The following is a 12,048-nucleotide window of genomic DNA, read 5'->3' as shown; positions in this document are numbered from 1 at the left end:
AGGACAACGGCATGAAAAAATTTGCGTTGAACGCCGATCGGATTCAGCCCCTTGCAACCGGTCGAGGTGGGTGTATTGCCACGGACAGGATCACGGTCGACGGCATGCCCGTCGGCTATATGGTCCGTGAGCCGACCGACCGCGAGGGTGACAGCGGATGGTGCTTCATGGCCGGTGACGAGACGCAGGACTACATGGACGATCCATCCCATCATGGCATTTATGACGTGAACACGATCGCCAACTACTCTCCCGATATCACACCGCTGCTCGATGCGCCCGCATGCAGCGCTTTTGAACGCGATGCGGACACCGGAGAGCTGGTTGAAGTCGATTACGAGGAGCCGCTCGAATAGAGCCGGGTTTACAAATCAGGCCGCTTCGGCGTGCTCGACCAGCAGCTGCACCTTGGTCACGCCATTGTATTCATTCGCATCGAGCCGGAACGCCACCCGTGCCCGCTCGGGCAGGCTGTCGGGATGCCCGAACCAGATCGCGTCGTAGCGGCGGCCGTTCTTTTCCAGCAGCAGTTTCAGATGGCGCTCCTTCAGGATGCGCTGGCTGACCACGCGGAACTCGTCGCAGAACACCGGCGGCGCGAAGCCCTGGCCCCAGACCTGGCCATCCATCAGTTCGATGAACTGGGTCGAGTAAAACTCATCCTCCAGCGGGCCGTCGGTCTCGACGATGCGCTCGAGCTGGGCCTCGGTCAGCCAGGCCTGGCCGACCGCCTCGAAGGCGTGGCAAAAATGCTCGAAGGCGTCGTGGCGGATCGACAGGCCGGCCGCCATCGCGTGGCCGCCGAACTTGTCGATGAGGCCTGGCACGCGCTTGGAGACCAGGTCGAGCGCGTCGCGCAAGTGAAAGCCCGGGATCGAGCGGCCCGAGCCCTTGATCCAGCCGTCGCCGGCCGGGGCGAAGGTGATCGTCGGCCGATAGAATTTTTCCTTCAGGCGCGAGGCCACGATGCCGATCACGCCCTGGTGCCAGCCTTCGTCGAACACGGCGATGGTGCTGGCGCTGGTCGGCTCGAAGCTGTCCAGGTGCAGCAGGGCGGTGTCCTGCATCTCGGCCTCGATCTCGCGCCGTTTGAGGTTGATTTCGTTGAGCTGCTGCGCGATGGCCCAGGCGCGGCCCTCGTCGTCGGTGGTCAGGCACTCGATGCCGAGCGCCATGTCTTCCAGCCGGCCGGCGGCGTTCAGGCGCGGCCCGACGGCAAAGCCCAGGTCGAACGGCGAGGCGCAGCGCGCTTCGCGGCCGGCCACGCGGAACAGGGCGGCCACGCCAGGATGCATGCGTCCGGCGCGCATGCGCTTGAGGCCTTGCGCGACCAGGATGCGGTTGTTGGCATCCAGCTTGACCACGTCGGCCACCGTGCCCAGCGCCACCAGGTCGAGCAGGCTGTCCAATTTTGGCTGGGTCTGGGCGTCGAACACGCCGCGCCGGCGCATCTCGGCGCGCAGCGCCAGCAGCACATAGAACACGACGCCGACGCCGGCCAGGTTTTTACTCGGAAAGCCGCATTCGGGCTGGTTCGGATTGACGATCACGCGCGCCGGCGGCAGGGTGTCGCCCGGCAGGTGGTGGTCGGTGACGACGACCTCGATGCCGAGCCGGTTGGCCTCGAGCACGCCCTCGATGCTGGCGATGCCGTTGTCGACCGTGACGATGATGTCGGGGTTCTTTTCGCGCGCCGTGATCTCGACGATGCCGGGCGTGAGGCCGTAGCCGTGCACCACGCGGTTGGGCACGAAGTAGTCGACCTCGGCGCCCATCGCGCGCAGCCCGCGCAGGGCGACCGCGCAGGCGGTGGCGCCGTCGCAGTCGTAGTCGGCGACGATCGTCATGCGCTTGCCGGACTGAATCGCGTCGGCCAGGAATACGGCGGCGGTGTCGATATGCTTCAGGCCCGAGGGTGGCGACAGCGCCGCCAGCTCGCTCGAGAGTTCGCGCACGTGCTCCAGGCCGCGCGCGGCATAGATGCGCGCCAGCACCGGGTGGACGCCATCCTGGCGCAGCAGTTCCGAGATCCGGAACGGGCAGGGGCGGGTGGAGATACGGGTCTTCTGGGTCAAGTCAGTGAATCCAGTGTCGGGCGGCGCCAGAATTTGCGCTGCGCCATCGCGGTGGTCGTGTAGTCAGCAAGGGCCTCGCGGCTGCTCAGGACCAGGCGCAGTTCGCGCACGCGGCCATCCTTGAGGGCAGCCAGCAGCGGCGCGAACAGTGTGTCTTCGAGATGCTGCATGCCCTGCAGCCAGCCGTTCCAGTCGGCGGCCAGCGCGGCTTCGCCCAGGTTGCCGGCGACCAGCAGGCCGCCTTGCGCCAGGACGTCGTCCAGGCGCTCGAGCGAGGGCAGGCGCTGCTGGCCGAGGGCGGCCAGCCAGCCGGGGACGGCATAAGTGGCCATCTTCGTTTCGGGCTGCTGCGCTTGCACGCTCGCACCCCACACCCAGAACGCGTTCACCACCGGCAGCCGGCGCGCCTCGCGCGCGGCGTTCACGGGATGCGCGTGCCAGGCCATCTGCACCTCGTTCTGCAGGCGCCGGTAGGCTTGCGCCCCGGCGCCCTTGGGCATGAAGTCGGTCAGGTCCATATTGGCAACGGTGTCCGGGCTGGCGGTCTCGAAACCGGTCCAGTCGTCGGCGCGCAGGAACCAGGTGTGGGCGTCGCCATAGCGCAGTTCGTGGCCGATCTCCTCGCACAGGCTCCTGGCGGTCTCGAACAGCGCGCGGCCATCGGCGTCGTCCAGGCTCACCTGGCGCGTATCGGCCATCATCAGGTGGCTGCGCGCGATCTGGATGTGGGCCGGCGTGACGATATGCCAGCGGCCGGCGCCGGGTTCCAACCCGAAACCGCGCATGGCGGCGACGGCGAACGGGGTGTGGCCATCGCGGCTGTCCGGAATCAGGCCGAGTTCGCGCGCCAGCCAGGTTTCATGCGGCAGGGCGTGGGCAATGTCGGCCTTGGGGGCGCGCCGGTCGCTCGACGTGCGCGACAGCAGCGCGGCCAGGGCCGGCGCTTGCAGGGCGCGGACGAGGTCGGGGGCGAATTCGGGGAGTGGGAGGGCGAACGGCAGGACAAGCGTAATATGAGCCATCCCGCTATTTTAGGCCAAAATCGGCCGGCTGGCGGGTTTGATCTTGGCTTGCCGAGCGGCGTTTGCACATGGTTTTTTGCTAATCCGCGCCACAAAAGTGGTTTGTCTGGCAAACTGCCGGGTTGGCGAAGCCAAAAGAACAAGAACCGACAGGATTGTATGCGTATCACCCATAAACTTCCGTACGAATGGCAGATCGGCCTGCGCTATACCCGCGCCGGCAAGCGCAGCGGCCGCAACAGTTTTATTTCGTTCATCTCGATGGCGTCGGTGGCCGGCATTGCCCTCGGCGTGGCCGCCCTGATCGTGGTGCTGTCGGTGATGAACGGCTTCCAGAAGGAAGTCACCAACCGCATGCTGTCGATGCTGGCCCACGTCGAGGTCTTCGATGCGCGCGGCGCGCTGCCGGACTGGCGCGCAACCGGGGCCGAGGCGCTGCGCCATCCCGAGGTGCGCGCCGCCGCGCCTTTCCTCGATGCGCAGTCGATGCTGCTGGTCGATGGCGTCATGAAGCCGGCCCTGCTGCGCGGGGTCGAGCCGACCGAAGAAGCCAAGGTCTCCGACGTCGCAAAACAGATGAAGGAGGGCAGCCTCGATTCGCTGCGTCCGGGTTCCTTCAATGTCATTCTGGGCCGCGCGCTGGCCAAGTCGCTCGGGGTCGGAGTGGGCGACCGCGTGTCGCTGCTAGTGGCCAGCAGCGGCATCCTGGGTGGCGCCGCCTCGCCCGGCGAGAATCCCTTGCCGCGCTCGCGCGCATTGACGGTGTCCGGCATTTTCGAGGCCGGTCACTTCGAATTCGATTCCACGCTGGCCCTGGTGAACATCGTTGATGCCGAGACCGCGACCGGGGCCACGGCGCCGCTCGGCCTGCGCCTGCGCCTGGCCGACCTGCAGCAGGCGCCGCGCGTGGCCTATGAATTGCAGCAATCGATGGCGGGCGACCTGATCATGCGCGACTGGACCAAGGTGAACACCGTGTGGTTCGCCGCCGTGCAGTCGCAGAAGAACATGATGTTCATTATCCTGACGATGATCGTGGCGGTGGCCGCCTTCAACCTGGTCTCCACGCTCGTCATGACGGTCAAGGACAAGCAGGCCGACATCGCCATCCTGCGCACCCTGGGCGCTTCGCCGCGCGGCATCATGAAGATCTTCATCGTGCAGGGCACGCTGGTCGGCATGCTGGGCGGCCTGCTCGGTGTCGGACTGGGCGTCCTGGTGGCGCTGAACGTCGACGTAATCGTGCCGGCCATCGAGCGCGTGCTCGGCGTGCACTTCCTGTCGCAAGAGGTGTACCTGATCAGCGAGATGCCGTCCGAGCTGCTTTGGCGCGACGTCGGCTGGATCGGCGGCGTGGCCGTGCTGCTGTCCTTCCTTGCCACGATCTACCCGAGCTGGGCGGCATCGCGCGTCAAGCCGGCCGAGGCGCTGCGGTATGAATGAGCGCGGCGCGATGGCACACACCGGTTCACTTTTTCGATTCAGGAACGCATGAGCATCATCCACAAACTGCCGTATGAGTGGCAGGTCGGCCTGCGCTATACGCGCGCCGGCAAGCGCAGCGGGCGCAGCAGCTTCATCTCTTTCATTTCGCTGATCTCGGTGGCCGGCATCGCCCTCGGCGTCGCTGCACTGATCATCGTGCTGTCGGTGATGAACGGCTTTCAAAAGCAGGTCACCGACCGCATGCTGTCGGTGCTGGCCCATATCGAAGTATTCGACGATTCCGGCAGCATGCCCGACTGGCGCGCGTCCGCGAAGGAGGCGCTGCGCAATTCGAACGTGCTGGGCGCCGCGCCTTTCGTCGAGACCCAGGGCCTCTTGGTGCGCGACGGCGTGATGCGTCCGTCGATCGTGCGCGGCGTGCTGCCGGGCGAAGAAGACAATGTCTCGACTGTGGCGCGCCAGGTGCGCGCCGGCAGTTTCGACGCATTGAAGCCTGGCCAGTTCAATATCGTGCTGGGTTATGCGCTGGCGCGCGCGCTCGGCGTCGGCCTGGGCGACAAGGTCACGATGGTGCTGGCCCAGGGCCAGGTCACGCCGGCCGGCATGGTGCCGCGCACCCGCAGCTTCACCGTCGCCGGCATCTTCGAGGCCGGCCACTTCGACTTCGATGCGGCGCTGTCCTTCATCCACGTGGAAGACGCCCAGCGCCTGGAGCGGCTGCCGGCGCCGTCGGGCCTGCGCCTGCGCATCGCCAATATGCGCGAGGCGCCCGAAGTCGCCGAGCAACTGAAAGGCCAGATGACCGGCGACCTGACGGTGCGCGACTGGCCCAAGCTCAACGCCAACTGGTACGCTGCCGTACAGACCGAAAAAAAGATGATGTTCATTATCCTCACCCTGATCATCGCGGTGGCCGCCTTCAACCTGGTCTCGAGCCTGGTGATGACGGTGACCGAGAAGCAGGCCGATATCGCGATCCTGCGCACGCTGGGATCGTCGCCGCAATCGATCATGAAGATCTTCATGGTGCAGGGAGGGGTGATCGGCGTGCTCGGGACGCTGGCCGGCGTCGGCATGGGGGTGGCGGTGAGCCTGAAGATCGATGTCATCGTTCCGTTCATCGAACGTTTGCTGGGAGTGGAGTTCTTGTCCAAAGATATATATTTGATCAGTACCGTGCCGTCCGACCTGCATGGCCCGGACGTCGCCATCATCGGCGTCATCTCGGTGCTGCTGGCATTCGCCGCCACTGTCTATCCAAGCTGGGCCGCCTCGCGTGTGAAACCGGCGGAGGCGCTGCGTTATGAGTGATGCATTCAACGGTAACCCGGTGCTCGCCTGCCGCGGCCTCGGTAAAACCTTCAAACAGGGCGACGCCAATGTGCGCGTGATCGACGGCATCGATTTCGCCGTCCACCGCGGCGAGCGGGTCGCCATCGTCGGCGCTTCCGGCTCCGGCAAATCGACCTTGCTGCATCTGCTGGGCGGCCTGGATACGCCGAGCAGCGGCTCGGTGACCCTGCACGGCGAGGATTTCGCCAACCTGTCCGAGGCGCGCCGTGGCGAACTGCGCAACACCGCGCTGGGCTTCGTCTACCAGTTCCACCACCTGCTGCCCGAATTCACGGCGCTCGACAACGTCATGATGCCGCTCCTGATCCGGCGCGAACAGCGGCCGGTCGCCATGGAGCGTGCGCAAGCGATCCTGGAGCGCGTGGGCCTGGGCAAGCGCGTGGTGCACCGTCCGGGCGAACTGTCGGGCGGCGAGCGCCAGCGGGTGGCGCTGGCGCGCGCGCTGGTCACCCAGCCCGCATGTGTGCTGGCCGACGAACCGACCGGCAACCTCGATCACACCACGGCGCAAATCATCTTCGACCTGATGCTCGAACTGTCGCGCACCCTCGGCACCGCCTTCGTGATCGTCACCCACGACATGGAACTGGCGCGCCGCTGCGACCGGGTGCTGCGCATGACCGAGCACGGCCTGCAGCCGGCGGAAGGCTGAGCGATGTGGATCGATACCCACGTCCACCTGGATGCGCGCGAGTACGGCGGCGACGGCGCTGGCGTGGCGCGCAAGGCGCAGGAAAGCGGCGTGTCGATGATCGTGATCGTGGCGGTCGAGCGGGGCAACTTCGACGCCGTCGCCAGCCTGGCGCACGGCAGCCCGAACGCCTGTTATGCGCTAGGCATACACCCGATCTGCGTGCCGCAGGCGCAGGACGAAGACCTGATTTATATGCGTACCCGGGTGGAGCAGGCCATGAGCGACCCGCGCTTCGTGGGCATCGGAGAAATCGGCCTGGATTTCTTCATCCCGGAGCTGACCGAACCTGCCATGCGCGACAAGCAGGAGCGGTTCTTCCGCGAACAGCTGCGCATCGCGCGCGACTTCGGCCTGCCGGTCTTGACCCACGTGCGGCGCTCGCAAGACCAGGTGCTCAAGCACCTGCGCCAGATTCGCCCGCCGGGGGGGATCGCCCATGCATTCAACGGCAGTTTTCAACAGGCGCAGAATTTCATTGAGCTTGGATTCCACCTGGGATTCGGCGGCAATATGACTTTCACGCGTGCGCTGCAGATCCGGCGCCTGGCGGCCGAGCTGCCTCTGGAATCCATCGTGCTGGAGACCGATTCGCCCGACATCGCGCCGAGCTGGATTCATCCGGGACGCAACAGTCCCGACCAACTTCCCGGCATCGGCGCCACCCTGGCAGAACTGCGCGGGATAAGCGTCGACGAGGTGCGTGTTGCGGCATATCGTGCTTCGCTCGCCGCGATTCCCCGTCTTTCCGGGCTGTGTGGTGCCATTTAGACGACCATCAGCCCTTTGGGAAGTTCAATCGATCTCACTCGACAGTTGCTGACACGCCCCAAATCCCGTATTTACCCGCTGTGACAAGATGTGCTTCCTCATGAGTAGAAACCGGACGGGAGACACACTTGGACAGCGCGAGCGAATTCCTGCGCATGCTGCAGCACGAGAAATCGCTGACGACGGCCCATCGGGCCATCCGGCTGCGCCTCGGTCACGCCGACCACCTCGCCGATGAGGTGCTTCTGCCGCAGCGGGTCAGCGGCAGCGAATCGGTCTGCGGCAGCCTCGAATACATCGTCACCTGCGTCGCCTCGACCCCGCGCCTGCCGCTCAAGGAACTGATCGCGCTGCCGGCCGAGATCCAGTTCGTCACCGACCGCGGCCAGTTGCGCGGCGCCTGCGGCATCGTCGCTGAGGCCAGGGCCGGCGACTACGACGGCGGCCTGGGCGTTTATCAACTGGTGATCCGGGATGCGCTGGCGATCATGGAAAAGCGCGTCAACAGCCGCGTGTTCCGCTACCAGAACGAACTCGAGATCGTGCAGGTGCTGTTCGACGAATGGCGGCAGTCGAACGGCGTGCTGGCCAGCGCCTTCGAATACGAACTCGATCCGCTGTTCGACATGCGCCAGTTCCCGCCGCGCGAACAGACGATGCAATACAACGAGTCCGACGCCGCCTTCGTGCGCCGCCTGCTGCGCCGGCGCGGCGTGGCCTGGACCTTCCGCCCCGGCCATGCGCGCACCCGGACCCTCGAGGTCGAGCGCGACACCTCGCCGGTGCACACGCTGGTGCTGTTCGCCGATTCCAACTCGCTGCCGCGCAACGGCGCCGGCACCGTGCGCTACCACCGCGGCGGCGCCAGCGAAGAGCGCGACACCATCGTCTCCTGGAGCGCAGCGCGCCGCCTGCAGGCGGGCAGCACCACGCGCCACAGCTGGGACTATCGCAACCCGCTCGGCACCCAGTTCATGACCGCCACCGCGCGCAGCATGGCCGACCAGGGCCGCAGCGGCAACCAGCTCGCCGCCAGCCTCGACGACTACCAGGTCGAGATGCCGCATGCCGGCAACGACGTCGAAGACCACTGGCGCCTCGGCCAGGTGCGCATGAACCGGCACGAATTCGAGACCAAGTGCTTCCATGGCGAAGGCGGGGTACGCGACCTGCGCGCCGGCGAATGGTTCACCCTGAGCGGCCACCCCGAGATCGACACCCACCCGGCGGCCGAGCGCGACTTCACCATCACCGCGCTGCACGTCGAGGCCGAGAACAACCTGCCGGCCGACGTCTCGGCGCGCGTGCGGCGCCTGATGGGCGCCTGGATGGACGACGCCGCCTTTCCCGAGATCCCGCCATCGCTGGACGCGGTGCGGGTTCGGGTGAGCTTCGACGCGGTCCGGCGCGGCATTCCGCTGGTCCCCAGCTTCGATCCCCGCGTCGACCTGCCGCATCCGCAGCTGCAAAGCGCGATCGTCACCGGTCCGCCCGGCGAAGAGGTGCATTGCGACGCGCTGGGCCGGGTCAAGATCCGATTTCCCGGCATGCGGACTAGCGACCACCGCCATGCGCACGGCGCCGGCGCCTCCGACACGCCGGCCGATTCGGCCTGGGTGCGGGTGGCGTCCAACTGGGCCGGCGCCGGGCCGGGCAGCCAGCAGCAGGCCGGCGCGCTCGGCCTGCCACGCGTCGGCACCGAGGTGCTGGTGGCCTTCATGGGCGGCGACCCGGACCGGCCGGTGATCCTGTCGCAGCTGTACAACCAGCGCGCGCAGCCGCCGGCGCTGAGCCGGGCGGGGGAGTTGCCGGGTAATCGGTATCTGTCGGGGATGCGCAGCCGCGAGATCGGGGGCGCGCGCGGCGGCCAGCTGCTGTTCGACGACACGCCAGGCCAGATCGCGGTGCAGCTGGCCAGCGAGCATGCGGCTTCGGAGCTGAATCTCGGTTGGCTGTCCGAACCGCGCGCGAACGGACAGGCCGGCCCGCGCGGAGAGGGCGCCGAACTGCGCAGCGACAAGGCGGTAGCGCTGCGCGGCGGCGAAGGCATCCTGCTCAGCGCGGGCGGCAAGCAGATTGACGCCGGCGCCCAGCTCGAGCGCGCCAGCCTGGTCGGCATCGTGGAGACGATGCACGGCGTGCTCGACACGCTCGGGCGACTGGCGGGCGACCATGGCGAGAACGAAGAAGCCAAGCCGCGCCTGGACGCGCTGGCAGAACGGCTGCGCCATTGGCACGACGGCTCGAACGTCGCGCCGGGTTCGGGAGCGGGCGGCGAGCCGCTGGTTGCCGTGAACGCGCCGGCAGGCGTGGTGATCGCGAGCGACGACAGCATCGCCCTCGGCGCGCAGACCAAGGTCGACATCGTCTCGACCGGCGACGCCGAACTGGCGGCCGGGCGCAGCCTTTTTTTGCGCGCCTCGCGCGCGCTCAGCATGTTCGCTTATGAACTGGGCATGAAGCTGATCGCCGCCCGCGGCGACATCGTGGTAGAGACCCACCGCGGCGACATCGAGATCAAGTCATCCAGCCGCATCCGCCTGATCGCCGCCACCGGCATCGAACTCGAAGCGCCATCGGTGAAGGTGGTCTCGCAGGGCACCCAGACCGACTGGGACGGCGGCACCATCACGCACCAGAGCAACGGCAAGCATGTGGTCAGGGCGGCGTCGGTAGAGCATCTTTCTCCCGGCGGCGGCACTCCCGCCGGCCTCCGCCTGCCGGCGACCGAACTGGAAACGGACGAGCGGGTGGTGGTGCTCGACCGTCAGACGAACCTGCCGGCACGGGGCAAGCGCTATGTCGCCCGCCACGAAGACGGCACCCGCATCCAGGGCGTCACCGACGACGAGGGACGCACCAGCATCCTGAGCAGCTATGCGATGGGCGACATCGAAATCCGCCTGTTGCCCGACGACGAACCAGACAATCCCGGTGCGGGCCGGGCATGAAGGAGCCGACCCGTCCAATTCCCCAGCCAACTGTCGACAGCGATGGAAGCCTGGTGGCGCATACGGTCGCGACGCCGACGGCCTTCAAGGTGAGGGCCAGGGTCACTATTGGGTCGCGCAAGGTGATTCCGGTGATATTCGTGCCGGGCATCATGGGGTCGAATTTGCGTGCCAGGCGCGACATGGTGGCCCGCAAAGACGATATTCTCAAGCCGGGTGAGGCGGCGTGGCGTCCGCCAAATGGCGCCGTTGATGGATACAAAGAGGCACGGAAATGGTCGCGCCGAGGCCCGTCACATCGCCAGCGCATCCTGGATGGAAGTCTTCTGGAGGTCGATCCCGGAGGTGAGCTGGAGTTCGCACCTTACGCGCTCGATCGTCGAGAGCTGCGAGAGCGCGGCTGGGGTGAGGTCTATGCGGATTCCTATGGTGCCTTGCTCGTGGATCTGCAGAGGCATCTGGACAAGACCTTCCAGGTAACGCCACACGGCAACCGCGAGATCCGCCACTTCTGGCGCCGGGTTATGCAGTGTCAGCCGGCACAGTGGGGCGTACGCAATGTCGACCGAGTTACCGAAAGCGAGTTGGAAAAGTACGCGGCATTCCAGTATCCCGTCTATGCGTTCGGTTACAACTGGTTGGAGTCGTGTTCCGTCTCGGCTCGACGGCTGCGTCAGCGGATCGACGAGATCAAGAAGTTCTGGATCGAGCGGAAGCATGAATGCCGGACAGTGATCCTAGTGACGCATTCGATGGGCGGACTGGTTGCCCGGGCATGTGCTCGGGCGAGTCATCCTGGTGATGGCAGCGCCCCGGATATCGCCGGCATTGTTCATGCCGTGATGCCGGCCTTGGGTGCGCCTGTCGCATACCGTCGGATTGCCAGCGGCACTGAGGGCGGTAATTTCACGAATGGGATTTCCGACAACCTGAGGGCAGGGAAGTTCGCCGAGATAGCGGGTGATACAAGCGCCGAGACAACACCGGTGATGGCCGTGTCGGCCGGAATACTTCAGTTACTGCCGAATCATCTTTATCCTAAGCCTTGGCTATCGATTAAGACGGTAAGGGTGGTCAATCGGCAGGAACAGGTGCGGGATCATCTTTCGCTACCGGACGGGAATCCATACGACTTCTATCGCGATATGAAGTCGTGGTACCGGATGATCGACCCGACGCTGGCAGATCCGGCCGGCAGATATACTTCATCCAGAGGAGGCGCCGAAGCCCTGATCGTCAAGTCGATCGACGAGGCTGAGCGCTTTCATACCGAGGTGCTCACGACGAGTGGCGGCAAAGATGCACCCATGCGCCCCTACTATCACCCGAACTCGTATGCGTTCTACGGCGCAGATCGGACGTTCAAGGCGTACGGGCAGATTCGGTGGGTCGCTCGTGAAGAGAGTACCGGTTCGACCGTACTAACGGCGGGGAACATTCGCTCGGGGAGGCTGGTCCTGTCTGCCGAGAATGGCGCGCGTGATGTGGACATCGAGACGAACCTGCGGCTGCGGTTCGCGTTGTGGCCGCAGGACTCGCATGGTGACGAGACTGTCCCGGTCCAATCCGCTTCTGCCCCGGCTCAGTACATTCGCCAGATATTCGCACCAGAAGGATTTCGTCATCAAGAGAGTTTCCAGCATGAGTCGATGCTTCTTCTCACGAGGCATCTGATTGTCAAGATTGTCCAGGAAGTCCAATGAAGCGGCTAGGCAGCCGGAGAGTACGGTGGGTGTGCG

The 12,048-nt window shown here is 65.9% G+C and carries 9 protein-coding genes; 7 read left to right on the top strand and 2 right to left on the bottom strand.

The window, feature by feature from the left end:
- The first annotated feature begins 11 nt into the window (after positions 1 to 11).
- The gene (locus tag J3U95_RS05330) at positions 12 to 356 is read left to right on the top strand and encodes a DUF2185 domain-containing protein (RefSeq protein WP_208277598.1); all 345 of its coding nucleotides are present in this window, start codon (positions 12 to 14) and stop codon (positions 354 to 356) included.
- 15 nt (positions 357 to 371) lie between these two features.
- Here J3U95_RS05330 and recJ read toward each other — a convergent pair whose 3' ends face one another.
- Positions 372 to 2,075, bottom strand: coding sequence for a single-stranded-DNA-specific exonuclease RecJ (gene recJ, locus J3U95_RS05325; protein WP_208277597.1), 1,704 nt, complete (start codon positions 2,073 to 2,075; stop codon positions 372 to 374).
- Positions 2,072 to 3,097, bottom strand: a complete 1,026-nt coding sequence (locus J3U95_RS05320; RefSeq protein WP_208277596.1) for a hypothetical protein — start codon at positions 3,095 to 3,097, stop codon at positions 2,072 to 2,074. Before J3U95_RS05320 ends, recJ begins: the two co-directional genes overlap by 4 nt.
- A gap of 159 nt (positions 3,098 to 3,256) precedes the next feature.
- On the opposite strand from J3U95_RS05320, the gene J3U95_RS05315 reads away from it, so the two are divergent.
- The 6 genes from J3U95_RS05315 (at position 3,257) to J3U95_RS05290 (ending at position 12,012) form a co-directional block, all read left to right on the top strand.
- Complete coding sequence (locus tag J3U95_RS05315; protein WP_208277595.1) at positions 3,257 to 4,540, top strand: lipoprotein-releasing ABC transporter permease subunit; 1,284 nt, start codon at positions 3,257 to 3,259, stop codon at positions 4,538 to 4,540.
- A gap of 48 nt (positions 4,541 to 4,588) precedes the next feature.
- A complete protein-coding gene (locus tag J3U95_RS05310) occupies positions 4,589 to 5,854 on the top strand; it encodes a lipoprotein-releasing ABC transporter permease subunit (protein WP_208277594.1) in 1,266 nt (421 codons plus the stop codon).
- On the top strand, positions 5,847 to 6,548 hold the full coding sequence (lolD, locus tag J3U95_RS05305) for a lipoprotein-releasing ABC transporter ATP-binding protein LolD (protein WP_208277593.1): 702 nt from the start codon (positions 5,847 to 5,849) through the stop codon (positions 6,546 to 6,548). Before J3U95_RS05310 ends, lolD begins: the two co-directional genes overlap by 8 nt.
- A gap of 3 nt (positions 6,549 to 6,551) precedes the next feature.
- Positions 6,552 to 7,358: a TatD family hydrolase gene (locus J3U95_RS05300; protein ID WP_208277592.1), complete on the top strand. Its 807-nt coding sequence runs from the start codon at positions 6,552 to 6,554 to the stop codon at positions 7,356 to 7,358.
- Between the two features lie 128 nt (positions 7,359 to 7,486).
- The gene (locus tag J3U95_RS05295; protein WP_208277591.1) at positions 7,487 to 10,309 is read left to right on the top strand and encodes a type VI secretion system Vgr family protein; all 2,823 of its coding nucleotides are present in this window, start codon (positions 7,487 to 7,489) and stop codon (positions 10,307 to 10,309) included.
- Complete coding sequence (locus tag J3U95_RS05290) at positions 10,306 to 12,012, top strand: esterase/lipase family protein (protein WP_208277590.1); 1,707 nt, start codon at positions 10,306 to 10,308, stop codon at positions 12,010 to 12,012. Before J3U95_RS05295 ends, J3U95_RS05290 begins: the two co-directional genes overlap by 4 nt.
- Positions 12,013 to 12,048 lie beyond the last annotated feature (36 nt).

It is taken from the genome of Massilia oculi (genome assembly GCF_017582745.1).
Taxonomy (GTDB): domain Bacteria; phylum Pseudomonadota; class Gammaproteobacteria; order Burkholderiales; family Burkholderiaceae_D; genus Telluria; species Telluria oculi_A.
The sequence above is the reverse complement of the archived record's forward strand: the minus strand, read 5'-3'. Positions and strand labels throughout refer to the sequence as shown.